Genomic DNA, 19,772 nt, shown 5'->3' on the forward strand with positions numbered 1-19,772 from the left:
GTATAAAACCAAAGCGGTTGATCTTGGATTGAGGAAATAAAATGCATTCATTGGAACAAAAATTTCTAAATGACTTAGATGACAAGCTTTGGAAAGCCGCCGATAAATTACGCAGCAGTCTGGATGCCGCTAACTACAAGCATATTGTTTTAGGACTGATTTTCTTAAAGTACGTATCAGATGCTTTTGATGAACGGCAATCAGAACTCAAAGAATTGTTTGCACAAAAAGACGATCACAACATCTATTACATGCCGCGTGATCAGTACGACAGCGAAGAAGAATACCAACAGGCTATTGCTGATGAACTAGAAATACTGGATTACTACCAAGAAAAAAACGTATTTTGGGTGCCAAAAGCAGCACGTTGGTTAAGTATCCGTAATGCAGCAGCACAAGCGATTGGCTCTATCATTTGGCAGGATGAACAAGGGCAAGATGTCAAACTACGCTCTGTATCCTGGCTGATTGACAATGCCTTTGATGAAATTGAAAAAGCCAATCCAAAGCTTAAGGGCATTCTGAATCGTATTGGACAGTACCAGCTGGACAATGACAAGCTACTTGATCTGATCAACACCTTCTCTGACACCAGTTTTACTAATCCAGAATATAACGGTGAGCAACTCAGTCTGCACAGTAAAGATATCCTCGGGCATGTCTACGAATACTTTTTAGGACAGTTTGCCTTGGCTGAAGGCAAGCAGGGTGGACAGTACTACACGCCTAAAAGTATCGTCACCTTAATCGTTGAAATGTTGCAGCCTTATAAAGGTCGTGTGTATGACCCTGCAATGGGTTCAGGCGGATTCTTTGTATCCAGTGAAAAGTTTATTGAACAACATGCTCAGGAAAAGCATTACAAAGCCTCCGAACAGAAAAAGCATATTTCTATTTATGGGCAGGAAAGCAACCCGACCACATGGAAATTAGCAGCCATGAACATGGCGATTCGCGGGATCGATTTTAATTTTGGTAAAAAGAATGCAGACAGCTTTTTAGAGGATCAGCATCCAGACTTGCGTGCTGACTTTGTTATGGCCAATCCGCCTTTTAATATCAAGGATTGGTGGCATGCTTCTCTAGAAAGTGATGTGCGTTGGAAGTATGGTACACCGCCACAAGGCAATGCTAACTTTGCTTGGATGCAGCACATGCTGCACCATCTATCACCTACGGGCAGTATGGCATTATTACTTGCTAATGGTTCGATGAGTTCCAATACCAACAATGAAGGTGAGATCCGTAAGAACCTGATTGAAGCTGACCTGGTGGAATGTATTGTTGCATTACCAGGACAACTGTTCACCAACACGCAAATTCCAGCCTGTATCTGGTTTTTAACCAAGGATAAAAAGAATGGCTTGTCTTTAGATAAAAAGAAAGCCAATCGTGAAGGTAAAACACTGTTTATTGATGCTCGTAATTTGGGCTATATGAAAGATCGTGTGCTACGAGACTTCACTGATGCTGACATTGCCAAAATCACCCAGACCCTGCACGCATGGCAACAGGGAGATAATTTTGAGGGTGAAAAGTATCAAGATGAGAAAGGTTTCTGTTTCTCTGCTGAGTTAAAGGATATTCAGAAGCACGACTACGTACTGACTCCGGGACGTTATGTCGGTGCAGTCGAGCAGGAAGATGATGGCGAGCCATTCGCTGAGAAAATGCTACGTTTGACTGCCCAACTCAAAGAACAATTTGCTGAAAGTGCTGTCTTGGAAAGTGAGATTAAAAAGAATCTAAAGGGCTTGGGTTATGAGTTCTGATCATCCTTTATTGCAAGAAATTCAGAAGGGTGAAAGTCAAACCCTTGAATTTAAAGAGCAGTTACCGAAAGGACAACAGGTGGCAAAGACCTTGATTGCTTTTGCCAATACCAGTGGTGGTAAACTGGTAGTGGGTGTAAGTGATGACCGCCAGCTCATAGGCATCCAAGGTGATATTTTTGAGCTGCAGGATCAGATCACTTCGATGATCAATGAACTGTGTATGCCAAATATTCTGCCGTATTTCTATATCGAGAATATCCAAGGCATTGAGTTATTGGTGATTGAAGTCAGCCGTGGTTCATTGTTGCCTTACTATCTTAAGCCCCAAGGTAAGGCACAGGGAACCTATATCCGTCTAGGTGCAAGTAATCGTGTAGCATCGTCTGAGTATATCCAGCAACTTGAATTGCAGCGTCTGAACCAGACCTTTGATGAACAGCCGAATCCGCAATACAGTTTAGATGACATAGATTTACAGCCTTTAAAGCAAGCCTTTGCTGAGGTGGGTAAAGAGCTATCTTTGCAGAAGATGCGGAATCTCAAATTGATCATTCAGCAGAATGGACAGGACTACCCAAGTCATGGGCTGCTCATTTTGTTGGGGCTTTATGAGCAGGTTGAGATTAAATGCAGCCGCTTTAAAGGCACGACCATGACAGTATTTTTGGATAAAAAAGAATACCGTGGCGACTTATTTAGTCAGTTGAAGCAAACAGAGCAATTCATCAAAAACCATCTGCATCTACGTGCTGAAATTCTAGGGTTACAGCGTACAGAAAGTTATGAAATTCCAATCGCTGCTATTCGTGAAGCCTTGGTGAATGCAGTGTTGCATCGTGACTATAGCAATGCAGGGCGTGATATTAAGGTTGGCATTTATGATGACATCCTGAATATTGTATCGCCGGGTGGTTTGCCCAATGGACTGACTGAAGAAGATTTGGCACAAGGTCGTTCCGAGATCCGTAACCGTGTCTTGGCCCGTGTGTTTAAAGAGCTGGGTTATATCGAGCAGTGGGGCAGTGGTATTGCCCGTATTAAAGATCTTTGTTTACAAGCTGGTAATGCAGAACCTCAACTGAAAGCACAAGGTGATTTTGTCGATTGGGAATTTTACCGTCCTTCGATTGAGCAATTAGGTGGCCCAATAGGTGGCTCAATAGGTGGCTCAATCCAAGAAACTATGCTGACAGATCGTCAAAAAGAGATTTTAGTTTTAATTCAACAGAACCCGAAAATTTCCTATCGTGCTATGGCAGAGCAACTTGCTATTAATGAGTCAGCAGTGAAAAAGCATCTGAACCATTTAAAAAATGCAGGTTGGCTTGAGCGTGTTGGTGGTACTCGTGGCTATTGGGCGATTAAGAAAGAGTTTGGGGTAAAGTATGAGCATTGATTTTCCTAAAAATTGGAAGCAAGTAGTTTTAGAAGATGCTTTAGATGCCTTAATCGATTACAGGGGAAAGACGCCCAAAAAAGTGGATAAGGGCATTCCCTTGATTACAGCTAAGGTTGTCAAATCTGGTCGAATATTGCCAATGGATGAATTTATTGCTGATGAGGATTATGAAAGCTGGATGGTCAGAGGCATTCCTCAAATAAGTGATATTGTTGTAACGACAGAAGCACCATTAGGTGAAGTTGCACAAATTAAGAATGCAAATGTTGCTTTAGCACAGAGAATAGTTACTTTACGAGGCAAAGTTGATTTCTTAGAGAACGATTTTTTATTATTTTTAATGCAATCTGATTTTGTACAAAATCAATTAGAAGCAAGAGCGACTGGTTCAACTGTTAAGGGAATTAAGCAGTCAGAGCTTAGAAAAATTATTTTACCTATTCCTCCAATTGTAGAGCAAAAATGTATTGGAAAAATTCTTTCCGACTTAGATGACAAAATCCACCTCAACAACCAAATTAACCAAACCTTAGAATCCATTGCTCAAGCCATTTTTAAAAGCTGGTTTATCGACTTTGACCCTGTGCGTGCCAAAATAACAGCTAAGCGGGAAGGCAAAGACACTGAACTTGCTGCTATGTGTGTTATTAGCGGTAAAAGCCAAGAAGAGCTGAAGCAAATGTCTAAAGATGACTTTGCTGAGTTACAAGCGACAGCTACACTGTTTCCTGATGAGTTGGTAGAAAGTGAGCTAGGGGAAGTGCCGAAGGGGTGGGATAAATATTCGCTATCAAAAATGATCACACTAATTGGTGGGGGAACGCCTAAAAGATCTGAGCCAAATTATTGGAATGGTGATATTTTCTGGTTCTCTGTAAAAGATGTTCCAAATGAAGGTGAAGTTTTTGTTATTACTACACAAGAAAAAATTTCAGAACTTGGTTTAAATAAAAGTTCAACGAAATTACTCCCTGTAGGAACTACAATTATAACTGCTAGAGGCACTGTAGGAAAAATAGCATTGGTTGGTTATGAAATGGCTATGAACCAATCTTGTTATGGTGTTCAAGGAATAAATGGTGTAAGGCAATTTATGACCTACTATTTGATAAAAAATGCAGTAGAGGTTTTAAAGAAAAATACTCATGGTGCTGTATTTGATACCATTACTCAATCAACATTTGATACTGTTACTTCTATTAAACCAAGCATAGAAATGATGGACTTGTTTGAGTCTAAAGTTGAAAAAATTATGGGGCATATAAAAAATAATTTATATGAAAATAATAGCTTAATAGCTTTAAGGGATACCTTATTACCCAAATTATTGTCGGGTGAGTTAGATGTGTCAGGTGTGCAGGACGAGGTGGCTTGAGCGTGAGTATTTTTAATATTTATTGTGATGAAAGCTGTCATCTCGAAAATGATGGTTTTGCTGCAATGGTACTTGGTGCAATATGGTGCCCAGATTCACATCATAAGTATTTAGCAAGAAAAGTTAAGCAACTCAAAAAAGAATTTGAGATCTCTGCAAATAATGAAATTAAATGGACGAAAGTTTCTAAAAGCAAACTCCCATTTTATAAAGCACTCGTAGATTTATTTTTTGATGAACCTCTTCTTTATTTTAGAGGCGTTGTGATTCCAGATAAAAGTAAATTAAATCATGCAAACTTTATGCAGAGTCACGATGATTTTTATTATAAGCAATGGTACTTACTGCTGAATCGTTTAATTGCACCAAATCATAATTACAAAATCTATTTAGATATCAAAGATACTAAGGGACAAGAGAAAGTAACAAAGTTGCGTGAGGTTTTATGCAATGCGAATTATGATTTCGATCGCACTATTATCCATTCAATAGATTTGGTGCAATCACATGATGTTTTGTTGCTACAGCTAGCAGACTTGTTTATAGGTGCCTTATCGTATTTGCATAGAGGGCTAAAGACGAGTGAAGCGAAGCTTGAACTCATTCATTATTTACAAAATCGTTCACAGTTGAGCTTGCAGATAAGCACATTGCTTAAAGCGGAAAAGTTTAATTTGTTTATATGGAGTCCTCAATATTGAATACTCCTCCTGAACTGATTGCTTTTGCGGGATTTGATAGCTGGAATGACTATGAAAATGAAATCTATGCTGTTTATTTAGAAACAGTCGTCAATGCCAACTTATTGTTTCTAAATACACCCGTAAAAGTCAGATTTCGTCCGACAACAAAAGATAAAGCTTTTGGCTTTTGGCATTTGATTTCTGAAGCTGTAGATCAAAATAATAAAAATGAAGAGGACAGACTTCCAGATCTAAAGCGTTGTGAGAGAATTCGGTGGGTGGCTTGGTGTATAACGAATGCACATCAAGCAGGTTTTCTATATTGGGAAAATCAGCGCGGTAGAGAAACACATGTTGTTATTTGGGCGGAACATCTGGATTTTGTTGTTATTTTAGCTAAGCGTAAAACAGATTTAGATGAAAAATATTATTTATTGAAAACAGCGTATTGCCTAAGAGAGCATACAAAACGGAAACTTAGAAAAGAATATGAAAGTTTTCATACCCCTAAAAAAGGCTAAAGCCCCGATATATTGCTATATAAGGACTTCGTATACTCCTTCTACACTAGGTAGATGAGCTAGGCACATTATAAGTAAACTGATATAGGGTCGCAATAGCAGTTACAAAAGATAATGTCTATATAAATAGTAATTAGAGACCAGAATTTAAAGTTTAAATGAATAGGGGGAATCCATGAACGAAACGCAACTCGAAAATCTCTGCCTCGACTGGTTCACCGAAAATGGCTGGGAAGTCGTTCATGGTATTGATATTGCACCCGAGAGCAGTAATCCTCTACGCAAAGACTATAAACAGATTTTAATCGAAGCGGATTTACAGGCGGCTTTTGAGCGCTTAAATCCACATTTACCTGTAAGCTGTTTTGAGCAAGTTTTATTGAAGCTCAGTAAACCTGAGAGTCTGGACTTAGTGACCAATAACCGTGCATTCCATCGTATGTTATTGGAAGGTGTGCCTGTCACCTATAAGAAACAGGACGATTGGGTACATGACCATGCCTTCTTGGTGGATTTCAACCATATGCAGCAAAACCGTTTTGTTGCGGTCAATCAATTCACTATTCTAGGTACTAAGCAACCTCGACGTCCTGACATCATCTGTTTTATTAATGGTATTCCTTTTGCGGTGTTGGAGTTAAAAAGCCCAACCGATGAAAATGCAGATATATGGGATGCCTTTAACCAGCTGCAAACCTACAAAGAAGAAATCTCGGATTTATTTGTTTATAACGAAGCCTTGGTAGTGAGTGATGGCGTAACAGCACGTGTCGGTTCACTGACGGCGAATCAGGAACGCTTTTTACCGTGGCGTACCATCAAGAATGAAGATGATAAACCTGCTTTAGAGTGGGAGCTAGAAACAGTTGTTCGGGGCTTCTATGACCGAGAATTGTTTTTAGATTACATTCGATTCTTTGTGTTATTTGAAACAGATGGCGAAAAGACCATTAAAAAAATTGCAGGCTATCATCAGTTCCATGCGGTTAGGGAAGCGGTACAAGCGACCATTGCAGCAGCCAATCCGACAGGGGACAAAAAAGCAGGCGTCGTTTGGCATACCCAAGGTTCGGGTAAAAGTATTTCCATGTGTTGTTATGCAGGTAAACTATTACAGCAGTCTGCCATGCACAACCCAACTTTGTTGATCGTGACTGACCGTAATGACTTAGATGGACAGCTCTTTGAAACCTTTAGTAATGCTCAAGAATTATTAAAACAAACGCCAGTACAAGCCAATAACCGTGATGAGCTGAGAAAGTTTTTAGCTGAGCGTGAGTCTGGTGGCATTATCTTTACCACGGTACAAAAGTTTGCATTACTGGAAGGTGAGACTGAGCATCCATTATTAAATGGACGCCACAATATTGTGGTGATGTCAGATGAAGCACATCGTAGCCAATATGGTTTGAAAGCAAAACTAGGTAATGATGGCACATACAAGTTCGGCTATGCCAAGCACATGCGCGATGCTTTAAAGAATGCTGCTTTTATTGGCTTTACTGGAACTCCGATTTCGAGTGAGGATAAAGACACCAGAGCTGTCTTTGGCGACTATGTTTCCATCTATGACATTCAGGATGCCGTCGATGATGGTGCAACCGTCCCAATCTACTACGAATCACGCTTGGCAAAGCTGGACATCAATCAGACTGAAATTGAAGATTTGTCTGATCAAGTCGATGAGGTTGTAGAAGATGAAGAAGATGTCGGTAACAGGGAAAAGACCAAGAGTGAGTGGAGCCGACTAGAAAAACTGGTGGGTGCCACACCACGGCTGAAACAGATAGCAGCGGACTTGGTTGTTCACTTTGAAGCCCGTACCGAAGCAACGGCAGGCAAAGGCATGATTGTCAGTATGAGCCGCGAGATCTGTGTTCATCTTTACAATGAGATTGTTGCCCTCCGTCCAGACTGGCATGATCCTGACCCTGAAAAGGGAAAAATTAAAGTGGTCATGACGGGATCAGCCTCAGACAAACCGTTACTGCAACCGCACATTCACAACAAGCAAGTTAAAAAGCGTCTTGAGAAACGCTTTAAGGATGTCAAAGATCCTTTGCAGTTAGTGATTGTTCGCGATATGTGGCTCACAGGTTTTGATGCACCGTGCACGCACACCATGTATATCGACAAGCCAATGAAAGGCCATAACCTCATGCAGGCGATTGCACGCGTGAACCGGGTCTTTAAAGATAAGCACGGTGGTCTGGTTGTTGACTATATTGGCATTGCTAATGAATTGAAGCAGGCCTTAAAAACCTATACCGATGCCAAAGGGAAAGGTGAGCCGACCTTACGTGCAGAAGAAGCCTATGCGGTTCTTGCTGAAAAGATGGATGCAATACGAGGAATGTTCACCAAAACCAACGAGCAGGCAGGTATGGATTTGGGTGCTTATGAAACTCAGGCACACCGACTGATTATCCCCGCAGCTAACTATGTGCTGAGCTTAAAGGATGGTAAAAAGCGTTTTCTTGATTTAGTTCTGGCAATCAATAAAGCCTTCTCTTTATGCAGCACCTTGGATGAAGCGAAGAACCTGCACAAAGAAATTGCCTTTTACTCAGCCATTAAAGCAGTCATTAGCAAGCATACCTCTGTAGATCGTAAACTGTCGCAAGCGGAAAAGGACAGTACGCTAAAACAGATTCTGGACAATGCTGTCATTGCTGATGGGGTAACAGATGTCTTTGCAATGTGTGGTTTGGATAAACCCAACATTGGCTTGCTTTCAGATGAGTTCTTGGAAGATGTACGGCAGATGCCATACCGTAACTTGGCAGTTGAACTTCTGGAAAAGTTACTCAATGATGGCATTAAGGCAAAGACGCGAAACAATGTGGTACAGGAAAAACGCTTCTCTGACCGTTTGCAGGAAACCTTGAGGAAATACAATAACCGAGCGATTGAAACTTCTCAGGTCATTGAAGAACTCATTCAAATGGCAAAAGAATTTCAGGCAGAGATGCAGCGTGAAGCTGCACTTGGTTTGAATCCTGATGAAATCGCTTTCTATGATGCTTTGGCAAACAATGAAAGTGCTGTCAGAGAGCTTGGAGACGATACGCTGAAACAGATCGCACGAGAGATTACAGAGAAGCTTAGGAAGTCAACGACAGTGGATTGGCAGGTTAGGGATAGTGTGCGTGCTCAGCTGAAAATATTAGTACGTCGTACTTTGCAGCGATGGAAATACCCGCCTGATAAAGCGGCTGAAGCGATTGAGCTTGTGATGAAGCAAGCTGAGCAGTTGTCGAATGCGTGGACGACTAGCTAAAAAATCATTTATAAAGAACGTAATGTACACAAAATAATTTACATGCTCTTCTTGGGCGAAACCTTTGAAAAAATAGATAAAGTTACAATAACCAATGTATTTTGGGGGGAACAATGCGTATCGAAAAAGTTAGAGTTGAGGGGTATAGACTTCTTGAAGATATTGAGATTGTATTAGAAAAGAATTCAACTGTGATTGTAGGGCGAAATAATAGCGGAAAAACATCTTTTACTAGCATATTTGATTGTTTTTGTGGTGAGTCAGGAGCCCGTTTTAGGTTGGAAGATTTTTCTAGTTTGTCTCGTGAGAAGTTTTTAAATGCAAGAAAATTGAAAGAAGAGGGGGCAAGTCCAGAGCAGATATATAATACACTGCCTATAATCACTCTTTCTTTGACATTTCGATACGATAGTGATGCCCCGACTTTAGGGCCTCTTTCACCATTTATCATTGATTTAGATATGGACTCTACAACAGCGATTGCTTGTATTGAATATAGGCCTGTCTTAGCAAAAATGCATTTGTTGTTTGATATACCTCAACCACCAGTAGGTATGGAACCTCAAATACATTTTTTTAAGTGTTTACGTAATAACTTATCAAAAATTTACGAAGTGCATGTTAGTGCAATAGATCCGACGGATAAGTCTAATAAGAGAAATTTCGAGGATACTTCAGCATTCGCAGCATTATTACAATGTAACTTTGTTCAAGCACAAAGAACTCTTGATAAGACAAAGCTTGGTGAGGCTGATGTTATCGGAAAATTACTTAGTGAATTGTTTAAAACAGCTGCTGCACCAACGGCTACAGAATCTGATCAAGAGTTAGCTGCGAAATTAAAGAAATCTGTTGAAGATATTGAGCTTAATGTTCAAAGTGATTTTGACAAAATGCTCAAAAAGTTATTACCTGTTATGGGGGTGATGGGTTTTCCAAGTCTTAATGATACTGAATTAAGGCCTGAAACTTCATTAAATGTAGAGGCACTTTTGTCTGGGCATACAAAAGTTGTTTATAGTGGTACAGATGGTGTGCATTTACCTGAGGGATATAATGGTCTTGGTACGCGAAATTTAATCTATATGCTGCTACAACTTGAAAGCTATCACAAAATTTACCGATCTCAAATTACTCGCCCTTCAGCCCATTTGATATTCATTGAAGAACCTGAAGCTCATTTGCATCCACAGATGCAGGAAGTTTTTATTAATCAATTAAATGTTGCTATTCAAAAGCTTTCGAGTGCCTATCCAGCAGAAGACGTTTGGAATGTTCAGTTTATTATTACTACACATTCTTCTCATGTTGCTAATGCGGCATGTTTTGATGCAGTAAGATATTTCTATAACCAAAAAGATGCAGTGAAAAGTATTAGAAATACTAAAGTTAAAGATTTTAAAAAGGGTATGCAAACAATATCTGTTACTGATAAAGAGTTCTTGCATAAATACATGACTCTGACTAAGTGTGATCTTTATTTTGCAGATAAAGTGATTATGGTTGAGGGGACAACTGAACGGTTATTAATGCCTCGCCTCAGAGAATTAGTTGATAAATCCTTACCAGAACATCAAAAATTAGCAAGCCAGTATGTAACTTGTATTGAAGCTGGAGGAGCTCATGCTCATCTTTTTTATCCACTCCTCGACTTTCTTGAACTTAAGACTTTGGTAGTTACTGATTTAGATTCAATCAAAAAGGTGGAAAAAGAAAATAATAAAAAAAAGAAAATTAACGTATGGGAAAAATGCCCAGTAGCGGAAGGTACGCGAACCTGTAATACCGCAATAAGATATTGGTTTGCTCCTAAGGATATTAAAAAGATAGAGGATTTTCATTTATCCCCAGTAGAACTTTCAGGCAAATCTCGCCACTGAATGCCTGTGCGCATACGATAAAGTATGCCTTCCAGTGTATTTCGGTGTTCATATTTATTGTAAACACGCCCTGTCTCTTTAAGTATTTGCTTTAGGGCTTCCTAGGCGTTATCTGTTAGCATTGTCCTTGGCATAGCAACGTCCGTTCTCGGTGGTATTTTTGATTTTTGGCGAAACCATTATACCTTGTTGCTATGCCGTTCATTTTTCACTCAAAGATCAACAGCCTCTAGTAAGGCACGTACTTGAAGCACTTAAAAGATAAAAATAAAGGCTCTCTAATGTGTTTAGGAGCCATCTAACTTATAGTTGTTTCGGGTGAGGCTTATTTGTTTTTGTGCTCCAGTGCTGTAAGTGATGTACCTACGATAAATATAGACACGACAAACAAGCCTAAATCTTTTAGCAAAAACTGGCCAGGAACCACAGAGATCGCAGGAAACCCAAGAGATGCCTCAAAAACACCGGGTGTAGTCAGCATGAACGACAATGTCGTAAAAAAGAGTCCGGTTGAAAGTACACCGCCCAAGATTGCGAGCTTAGGGGAGAAAACTCGTGCAGCGATTAACAGGCCAACTGAAATTTCAAGCACACCCAGAAAATTTGAGAATCCTTGAATGCTGAGGAAGCTATACATCCACGAAAGCAGAGGGCTATTACTAACAAAACCATGTATACCGTTTGCTTCGTAGCTAGTGAATTTCATGCCACCAAACCACAAATATATTATCGTCATGGCAACGTAGATGCCACCTATACCAAACTTAGTGATTTTTGCACCGAGATTATTACTAAGGGTATTGGTAGTCTGGACACCATTTTCAATTTCGGGAATAGTCATCTTATATCTCCAATTATTTTTAGCCATGTGGACTCACTCTATGTAGCCCACTAAAATGATATGACTCTTGAGAAAAACTATATGTTTACTCGAGTCGAACCTAACTTAGGTAATTGCTGTAGTTGAGCACCAATGGATTAGACATCAATGCCTAGTGGTTGAACGGCCGGGAAGTCGACCTCGGTCTGTGTCACTTCGTTAACGTAGTTAGTGAAAGTGTTCAGGGCAACAGCCAACAGAATATCCACTACATGTGCATCACTGTAGCCAGCGTTCAGCACCGCTTGGACCTGGTCATTGCTGACTTGCCCGCGCTGGCGGACTACGGCGGCAGCAAAACGCACGGCTGCGTCGGCCTTAGGGTCATTTGATGCACCGCTGCGGTTGGCAGTGAGTTCAGCATCATCAAGCTTGGCCACCTTACGGCCTAGGAAGGAATGGGCAGCAAGGCAATAATCGCAGCCGTTGATCTCAGCGACGGCTAGGGCAATACGCTCAAGAGTCGCTGTACCCAAGCCGCCCTGTGCTGATGCTGCGCTCAATTGCAGGTAGCCAGTCAGCGCAGCAGGGCTGTTGGCAACGACGCGGAACATGTTAGGAACGCGGCCCAGTTGTTTTTCCACAGCCTTGAGTGAGGTATGGGTAGCAGTAGGCGCGGCGTCGATTGTGGTAGGGGTGTTCAAACGTGACATAAATTTCTCCTAGTGATTTGAAAGACAGCACGCTGTATTGGCGTGGAATAAATTGTATTTAAGAAGGTTCTGCTTGATAATCCGTTGCTATCAGACAGCTCATCTTCACGTCTTGCGCAGTCGCCATTTCAGTGCCACTACACACCTTCGTTGACGTCACGCCGTCCTGATTTCTAAGGAGGTCTTCGAGACCCCAAAAACACCCTCAGGCAACGATCACATAATCTAGTTTCATAAAGCCTCCTTAGTTTTCATCCACTTACTGATTAGACTGACTTTACAGCATGTAAAATAGATATAATATGTTCAATAGTTCGTATAACATGACCTATTGGACAGTTTACGTAGGAGCTATATATGGATGCAGACTTTGGATATCAGATTAAAAGAGTTGTGAAATTAAGGGTTCACGAAAAACTGCAAATATAGGGCAAATCAGATTGTCTATACCCATAATTTAGAGCGCCCGAGCATCAGGAACTCACTGAAAGCAGACGTTTCTGAAAATAAACAAGGCACAGCGCTTGAAAATTTCGAGACATCAACGTTTTGCCAAAAGGCTAAAAATGCGTGCACTACTCATTTCGCATTTAAAGAGAGCATCGGTTATTAGGCAATAACGATGTGGCCAAAATTTGTCGACCACTACACTATCTCGTAAACGAGTTTGATAGACGTCAACTAGTACGTATTTTTAGTGTAAGGTCATATTAATGCACGATGCTAAACTCTGCTGTGAGCTAGGTAGGATGTATAAATACCATAAATATTTCAATGCTTTACTTTTTAAAGCTCAAGTGAGTTACTCAGTTCCGACTGTTGGTGGCAGATTTGGAATCTCGCGATTTGTCTTAAATGTCAGCCAAGCAAGTCTCTCGCTAATAAAGTGTTGACTATCCCTGACAAAGTAACAATTTCTTGCCATAATCAGACTTAAGCACTTTACTTAGAGTGTATGTGCGCCGCTTAATGCATCAATGCTGCTAATTCCCTGATTGACATCAATCACTTTGTTTCCTGTTTGATACTCTGAGATAAACAAGATCGAATGATGCAAAAGGGGACTATTTAAATACTGAGGGAACAAATGGCAGTAGATTTGAGCATAGAAACCGCTCTGCTCCTAGAGCGCTGGCAAGGCATTGTAAACTCGATGGCTCAAGTCGCGGAAGTGCCTTGTGTGCTGATTAATCGATTAGATAAAAACGAAATTTGTCAGGCTGTTGGCAGTGTGTCAGTACCAACTTTTTATTGCGGTGAACCTGTTCCATTGGCACTTAACACTTATTGTTCCCAAGTCATTTCCAGTAACCAGCCATTACTAGTTGAAAATGCAATCGGTACCCGATATGAAAACAATAACCCAACATTTGCAGCAGGCTTTAGTTATTACTATGGCCTGCCATTGCTTTGGCCTAGCGGAAAAACTTTCGGTACTTTGTGTATGTTGGACTTTTCAAGCCCAGATCGGGCATCACAACACTGTTCCTTACTCACACTTTTTAAGCAGGCCATTGAATACGATTTACAGATGCTTCAACAACAGCAAGATCTGCTAAAGCGTGAGCAACAAGCAGACAAAAAATTTATACAACTATTCAATGAGATGTCAAATAGGATAAGACCGGTAACTAATAATAAGTTGCTTCAATCTGAGTTGTTTGTACTTTTGACAAGCCAATACCAATACTGGCATCAGGAACTGGATAAGCAGCTTAATCAAACCGTCCTGACTGATGAAAACTCCATTCATATAGCGGCACTGGTTCGAATTTGGTCAAATTTGTTGGCGATTGCCCATGAAACAGAATGGTTGAGAGCTACGGCAGTTCTAGAACCTTATAGTTGTGATGCTGTTGCGTCACTGGTCAATGCAACTCCATTATTAGAACAAGCAGTGTATAAAACAGCGCTGACCCTTGGTGCTGATCTCGTTTTGAGGAGTCATTTGCCTAATCCACTGTTACTAAGTGGGAAACCAGAGTTATGGTCTCTGATAGGACTAGCTATCACGAGCTTTTTAGTTGTTGGCGCCAGCGGTACAAGTATAACTATTTTTGTCAGTAACCGATTAAAAGGTAAGTACAGAGTTTTGGAATGGTCCCTTCTTGTAAAAGGCCAGACGATGCCGCTGCGTTTTACCCGCGATAATCAAGCGCTTTATGGTTTTGCAACAGTATGTGCCGAGTTAGCGGGTGCTGTTCTTGAATCTGGTGAGTGGCAATTAACTGAGAGTCTTCAGCAACAGAGTCGTTATCTCAACTCAAATCGTGATCACGTTGACGACATTGAAAGCAGGAATGCTTCAAGAACTGCTAATGGCATAACCAGGCTTATCTGCTTATCGATACCGGTGATGGGAGACGATTTATAAACACTCAGCGATGATCAGCGAAGTTGTGTTTTAGTTTTCTTGTTGGCACTACATCCGGTATGGCGGCCTTTAATCTGAGAGTGACACTTGGGATAACTGAAAAACTGGCTGTGATTCTGCTGAACGGAGCTTGGTGCTAAGCATGTTGGCGTCATTCAAAGCAAGGTCAACACTGCTATTAACGTTTACGATTATCTGACGGACGTGCTGCTGCGCGTCAACCAACATCCAGTAAGCAAGGTACATGAACTAATGCCGAAGTTACGGAAAGCTCAGTTCGAAAGCGCATTACAGCGTTCAGCTCTATTTAGCAATCCCGATGCTTCGGTAAAATAAGCCACGGAAAATGCTCCGGAGGCCGCATGCACACTAAATAGATGACGTTAGACGAAGAGTTGGATTTAAACGAGCAAATTATAGAGCCTGCGACCGGAAAAGCCAAAAGTTTATAAATACAGCTAAAACTCAAATCAAGCAGGTAACTATTGTACAAAACAACACCAATGCTACAGGGATAACTTCAAGTCTGACAGATCTATGCTAGAGTTAAATCAACGGCTTAATTCATTTTTCCATGCAGGATCTTTGAAAAATGCAGCAGAAAAACGGAGAAGCATATGACCATTAGTTTAGCTCCAACAGCTATTGCAGAAACCACACTAAAAGATCCTGCTGAAGCAGATCAGAACCTGCGGGATATCACTGAACTGGCGCGTTATATCTGCGATGTGCCGGTGGCTATAGTGACGCGAATCGATGACACAAAGCTGAATTTAATTGCCAAAGTTGGTATTTCAGGTACCTCTGTATTAATTAAAGAGTCCTTTTGCGTGTATGCCATGGAAACACCTGATGCGGTAATGGTGGTCCCTGACGCGACTTTAGATCCCAGATTCAGTACTAATGCGATGGTGGTTACTGAGCCTGGCTTCCGATTTTATGCTGGCTCGCCGCTGATTGATCCCGAAGGTGTAGTGATAGGTACAATTTGTGTCTATGATCATGTGCCTAAGCAGCTGAATCAGCGGCAGATAAGCTCTTTACAGGCTCTGTCCAGGCAAGTGATCGCCATACTTGAACTGAAAAAAGTCGGCGAACAACTACACAAAACCAGCATGACAGATGCATTGACAGGGGTAAACAACAGACGAGCATTTGACCTCAGGTTTGAAGCTGAATTTGCTCGCAGGCAAAGAACAGGCCAGTCATTTGTGTTGGCGCTGATTGATATTGATCACTTTAAAAGTTTTAACGACAGCTATGGACATGCCGAAGGTGATCAGGCACTGAGCCTGGTAGCAGGTCTGTTTCAGCGCAACAGCAGGAACTATGACTTTTTCGCCCGTTATGGTGGTGAAGAGTTTGTGCTGATCTTGCCAGGCACAGACATCGTGTCGGCCAATAAAACACTGGAAAAATTAAGGCTGGTAGTGGCTAACCATGAATGGCCATTACGACAATTAACGGTCAGCATCGGTTTGGCCAGCGCTGATTTATTTAACGACAAAAAGCAGTTGCTCGAAGCCGCCGATCAGATGTTATACAAAGCTAAAGCCCAAGGCCGCAATCAAACCAGTGTGTTCTGTTAATTTGAGGGGGATCACCTAACAACTGGTAGATAAGCTGGTCTCATATGGGCAATAATTAGTCCGTTTAAATACATCGGTAAAATGCCACTTGCACAGCTTCTTTGTACACTGTGGGACTCTATTTAAAGTTGGCCGGCACATTGATTGCGTAGCGAAAATAGAGTGCTTTAGCCAGCACAATTTCAGATTAGCCGATTCGGTAAGCTTTCTGCATTTGCGGAGACAACTTTTTTAACCAGTTTGAAAGACTGAAGCCTTTTCTGTCGGTACTATTCAATTTAGTAAAATACAGATGTTCATCCCAGCGAGGACCGAAATCTACTTCAGCAAGACTTACAAGCTGTTTGTTTCTGCGAAGACGATGCTTTTGATGGTAATCTTCGGCTGGCCAAAAATAACCATTTTGTTGTCCGGCTTCAATCACCTCGGGAGACTTATCCTTTCCAATCGCTTGGATCAGTTCTTCAGTGACTTGTTTTTGCTCCTGATCAAAGACAAAAAGTATCTGGCGATACTGACCCTGCTTTCTGACATGAACAAACCATGACTCAAAACCTCCAAGAAGTTCTCTATAGCTAATTTGGTCTTTATCGTAGATCACTCTGACGACTTCGGCGTGTCCCTTGATGTTGCGGTAACTCGGATCCAGAGTTGATGCTCCAGCGTAGCCAACACGTGTTTGCACTACTCCCGGCGTCCCTCCAAAATTTGAATCCGGTCCCCAAAAGCAGCCCGTGCCAAAAACCGTTTGACTAAGTTTTCCGGTTTTCAATGCTTCTTCGATAGCTTCAGGGGTCGCAAATTCATAGCTTTCAACATCGTCTTCTTTATTCATTTTTAGATCCGACATATTTTTCACCTAACTTTTTAAGAATTGTAGCCACTCCCATTCGCAGATCAGCAGCAGCCGACGGTCGTCTTCATGAACATCCAAAAAACAAACTGGATCCCTTTTTCTGTCAAGTACGAATGGTAAATCTTGGTTTTATGGCAGTCTTTATGACCGAACAGCTTGATCAACACACAACGGCTTCTTTTTCCAAAAGGTTCACTTTCATAAAACTCCTCAATTTAAAAATTATTCTACAAACTTCAATGACTCAGAGTTAATGCAGAATCGGACCCCTGATGGCTCAGGGCCATCTGGAAAAACGTGCCCCAGATGGGCTTCGCACACATTGCATAACACTTCGATTCTGCGCCCGTACGTCGTATCCAGTTCATATTGAATTACGTTGTCGGCGACAGGCTCAGAAAAACTCGGCCATCCCGTTCCCGAATCGAACTTTAGGTTCGAGTCAAAGAGTTCGGTGTCGCAGCCAACACAGGCGTATCTACCTGCTTCATAAAATGAACAGAGTCCTCCCGTGTGCGGGCGTTCGGTGCCTTTCATTCGCATAACCCGAAATTGCGCGGGCGTCAGAATTTCTTTCCACTCTTCCTCGCTCCTTTCAACTTTTCTGGGAGGTGCTGGAGTGCCGTTATCGAGGTAGCTGTAAATGCTTTTCCAATTGAACATATATTTGATCCTTTATTTTAGGGCTTGCTCTTTAGCCATCAATCCACGAGAAGAAGTCTGTAGCACTGCCAATGAATTCTCCATCCACAAAAACTTGCGGAACAGTTTGAAGATTTGTTCTTTCCTTCAACTCCAAGTAAGTCTTCGGATCGTCGTCTACGCGAATTTGTTTGAAATCAACCTTTTCAGAAGTTAGGTAATTCTTTACGCGTGCGCAAAATGGACAATGGTCTTTCGTATAGATGACAACATTCTTAAGTGTTTTCATAATTTCCTCTTTCATTTGGTTTATGGTTTAGTCTCTTTCAAAATGGCAAGAGTATCCGTTGGGATTCCTTTGCAAATAGTTTTGATGATATGCCTCAGCGTCGTAGAATTCTTTTTCCAAGGCGACGGTCGTAACTACTTCATTCTCGAAGCGACCGATCTCATTGACCTCCTCAATCACGTTTTCGATAATCGCTTTCTGGGCATCGTCACGATAGAACGCAGCAGAGCGATACGAAGATCCAACATCATTCCCTTGGCGATTCTTCGTAGTTGGATCATGGATCTTGAAAAAGTAATGTAGAATCTCTTCGAGAGATATTTCGTCTGGGTCGTATTCCACGCGAACAGCTTCGGCGTGACCCGTTTTCCCTGTTTTAATATCGGCGTAGGTAGGATCATCAAAATCTCCGCCAGAGTAGCCCACCTTTGTTGACGTCACGCCGTCCAGATTCCTAAGGAGGTCTTCAAGACCCCAAAAACACCCTCCGGCAACGATCACATAATTTAGTTTCATAAAGCCTCCTTGGTTTTTATCTATTTACTGATTAAACTGACTTTACAGCATGTATAATAGATATAACATGCCCAGTAGTTCGTATAATGTGACTTATTAGACAGTTTGCGTAGGAGCTAAGTATGGATGTTCTCAGTGAGATTTTAGATAAGGTAGAGCTTACTAGTAGCTACTGGTATAGAACATCATTTGCAGGAGACTGGGGCATCAGTCTCCCGCAGGAAGAGAATCTAGCGAGATTTCACATCGTGACCCATGGCGAGTTTTGGTACGAGGTGCCAAAACTTAAACTTAAGGCTTTGGCGGAGCAAGGCGATATTTTGATTTTATTCAAAGGGATGGAGCACACCATGACCAGTGCACCAAAAATCAAGGCCGAGCCCGCGGTCGAATTTAGATCCAAGGCCAACCTCACTGAAACTCAAGTTCTGGAATATGGTGATCAGAGCAAGCTCAAAGCAAACGTCGTTTGCGGACATTTTTGTTTTGATGGCGGACCCGATCATCCATTCTTAAATTCGCTGCCAAACGTCGTGCATATCAAGAGTACTGAGAACTCCCACTCGCCTTGGCTTACCATGCTTTTAAGTATTATAGAGCAGGAAGCAAAATCAGGGCTTCCTGGAAGCAACACGCTAGTCAGGAAGCTGACCGAAATTATCTTCGTGCAAGCGTTAAGAATTCACATGTACAAATCCAACAAAAATGTAGGATTTTTCAAATTGATCGAAAATCCGCAACTCAGCAAATCCTTGGAAGCTATCCATCATAGTCTCGATAAAAAATGGGGTCTTGACGATCTCGCTGAGATTGCTGGAATGTCGCGTACGAACTACAGCGTTAAGTTTAAGAAACTGTCTGGCATGACACCTCTTGATTATTTAACCTATTGTCGGCTTGAAAAAGCGAAGCAGCTGCTTAAAGAAACCGGTAAATCTGTTCCTGAAGTGAGTGAAGCCATTGGGTATCCGGCACATGAACACTTTCAAAAATTATTTAAGAAAAAAATTGGCGTAACTCCTAGTGCGTACAGAAAAGAAAATTCTGAAAAGGTGTAAAA

At 41.5% G+C, this 19,772-nt stretch carries 17 protein-coding genes and 1 pseudogene; 10 read left to right on the forward strand and 8 right to left on the reverse strand.

Going from position 1 to position 19,772, the window contains the following annotated elements; genetic code table 11:
• Positions 1 to 41 precede the first annotated feature (41 nt).
• The 7 genes from NO346_RS04235 (at position 42) to NO346_RS04265 (ending at position 10,913) form a co-directional block, all read left to right on the forward strand.
• Positions 42 to 1,772, forward strand: a complete 1,731-nt coding sequence (locus NO346_RS04235) for a class I SAM-dependent DNA methyltransferase (RefSeq protein ID WP_256414382.1) — start codon at positions 42 to 44, stop codon at positions 1,770 to 1,772.
• Positions 1,762 to 3,171, forward strand: a complete 1,410-nt coding sequence (locus tag NO346_RS04240; RefSeq protein WP_256414384.1) for a helix-turn-helix domain-containing protein — start codon at positions 1,762 to 1,764, stop codon at positions 3,169 to 3,171. Before NO346_RS04235 ends, NO346_RS04240 begins: the two co-directional genes overlap by 11 nt.
• Positions 3,161 to 4,549: a restriction endonuclease subunit S gene (locus tag NO346_RS04245; protein ID WP_256414385.1), complete on the forward strand. Its 1,389-nt coding sequence runs from the start codon at positions 3,161 to 3,163 to the stop codon at positions 4,547 to 4,549. The genes NO346_RS04240 and NO346_RS04245 overlap by 11 nt, the downstream gene beginning before the upstream one ends.
• Before the next feature lie 2 nt (positions 4,550 to 4,551).
• On the forward strand, positions 4,552 to 5,250 hold the full coding sequence (locus tag NO346_RS04250; protein WP_004960779.1) for a DUF3800 domain-containing protein: 699 nt from the start codon (positions 4,552 to 4,554) through the stop codon (positions 5,248 to 5,250).
• Positions 5,247 to 5,753: a hypothetical protein gene (locus NO346_RS04255; RefSeq protein ID WP_042891682.1), complete on the forward strand. Its 507-nt coding sequence runs from the start codon at positions 5,247 to 5,249 to the stop codon at positions 5,751 to 5,753. The genes NO346_RS04250 and NO346_RS04255 overlap by 4 nt, the downstream gene beginning before the upstream one ends.
• Positions 5,754 to 5,928: 175 nt before the next feature.
• Positions 5,929 to 9,033 (forward strand): type I restriction endonuclease subunit R, encoded by a 3,105-nt coding sequence (locus NO346_RS04260; RefSeq protein WP_256414389.1) that lies wholly within the window; start codon positions 5,929 to 5,931, stop codon positions 9,031 to 9,033.
• Positions 9,034 to 9,146: 113 nt separating this feature from the next.
• Positions 9,147 to 10,913 (forward strand): ATP-dependent endonuclease, encoded by a 1,767-nt coding sequence (locus tag NO346_RS04265; RefSeq protein ID WP_002115233.1) that lies wholly within the window; start codon positions 9,147 to 9,149, stop codon positions 10,911 to 10,913.
• Here NO346_RS04265 and NO346_RS04270 read toward each other — a convergent pair.
• The 3 genes and pseudogenes from NO346_RS04270 to NO346_RS04280 form a co-directional block, all read right to left on the reverse strand.
• Positions 10,892 to 10,999: pseudogene (locus NO346_RS04270) on the reverse strand (transposase); the annotation flags it as partial. The gene NO346_RS04265 and the pseudogene NO346_RS04270 sit on opposite strands and share 22 nt — an antisense overlap.
• Before the next feature lie 239 nt (positions 11,000 to 11,238).
• Positions 11,239 to 11,754, reverse strand: coding sequence for a YkgB family protein (locus tag NO346_RS04275; protein WP_004911234.1), 516 nt, complete (start codon positions 11,752 to 11,754; stop codon positions 11,239 to 11,241).
• Positions 11,755 to 11,891: 137 nt separating this feature from the next.
• Entirely contained in the window at positions 11,892 to 12,446 is a 555-nt protein-coding gene (locus tag NO346_RS04280) for a carboxymuconolactone decarboxylase family protein (protein WP_000088799.1), read from the reverse strand.
• A 1,087-nt stretch (positions 12,447 to 13,533) separates the two neighbouring features.
• On the opposite strand from NO346_RS04280, the gene NO346_RS04285 reads away from it, so the two are divergent.
• The gene (locus tag NO346_RS04285) at positions 13,534 to 14,820 is read left to right on the forward strand and encodes a GAF domain-containing protein (RefSeq protein WP_000257537.1); all 1,287 of its coding nucleotides are present in this window, start codon (positions 13,534 to 13,536) and stop codon (positions 14,818 to 14,820) included.
• 69 nt (positions 14,821 to 14,889) lie between these two features.
• Here NO346_RS04285 and NO346_RS14890 read toward each other — a convergent pair whose 3' ends face one another.
• Entirely contained in the window at positions 14,890 to 15,066 is a 177-nt protein-coding gene (locus NO346_RS14890) for a hypothetical protein (protein ID WP_153310265.1), read from the reverse strand.
• Between the two features lie 371 nt (positions 15,067 to 15,437).
• Here NO346_RS14890 and NO346_RS04295 point away from each other — a divergent pair, with 371 nt between their 5' ends.
• Positions 15,438 to 16,409 carry a sensor domain-containing diguanylate cyclase gene (locus NO346_RS04295; RefSeq protein WP_005028453.1) on the forward strand — a complete coding sequence of 324 codons (972 nt, stop codon included), beginning with the start codon at positions 15,438 to 15,440 and terminating at the stop codon, positions 16,407 to 16,409.
• 187 nt (positions 16,410 to 16,596) lie between these two features.
• On the opposite strand, the gene NO346_RS04300 is transcribed toward NO346_RS04295, so the two are convergent.
• The 4 genes from NO346_RS04300 to msrA all read right to left on the reverse strand — a co-directional run bounded on the left by NO346_RS04300 (position 16,597) and on the right by msrA (position 18,712).
• On the reverse strand, positions 16,597 to 17,259 hold the full coding sequence (locus NO346_RS04300; protein ID WP_005028456.1) for a peptide-methionine (S)-S-oxide reductase: 663 nt from the start codon (positions 17,257 to 17,259) through the stop codon (positions 16,597 to 16,599).
• A 228-nt stretch (positions 17,260 to 17,487) separates the two neighbouring features.
• Positions 17,488 to 17,928 carry a peptide-methionine (R)-S-oxide reductase MsrB gene (gene msrB, locus NO346_RS04305; RefSeq protein ID WP_005006253.1) on the reverse strand — a complete coding sequence of 147 codons (441 nt, stop codon included), beginning with the start codon at positions 17,926 to 17,928 and terminating at the stop codon, positions 17,488 to 17,490.
• A 31-nt stretch (positions 17,929 to 17,959) separates the two neighbouring features.
• On the reverse strand, positions 17,960 to 18,196 hold the full coding sequence (locus tag NO346_RS04310) for a glutaredoxin (RefSeq protein ID WP_005006251.1): 237 nt from the start codon (positions 18,194 to 18,196) through the stop codon (positions 17,960 to 17,962).
• A gap of 27 nt (positions 18,197 to 18,223) precedes the next feature.
• Entirely contained in the window at positions 18,224 to 18,712 is a 489-nt protein-coding gene (msrA, locus tag NO346_RS04315) for a peptide-methionine (S)-S-oxide reductase MsrA (RefSeq protein ID WP_005006250.1), read from the reverse strand.
• 122 nt (positions 18,713 to 18,834) lie between these two features.
• On the opposite strand from msrA, the gene NO346_RS04320 reads away from it, so the two are divergent.
• Positions 18,835 to 19,770, forward strand: a complete 936-nt coding sequence (locus NO346_RS04320; protein WP_256414392.1) for an AraC family transcriptional regulator — start codon at positions 18,835 to 18,837, stop codon at positions 19,768 to 19,770.
• The last annotated feature ends 2 nt before the right edge of the window (positions 19,771 to 19,772 follow it).

This window comes from Acinetobacter sp. 5862, from assembly GCF_024494585.1.
Taxonomy (GTDB): domain Bacteria; phylum Pseudomonadota; class Gammaproteobacteria; order Pseudomonadales; family Moraxellaceae; genus Acinetobacter.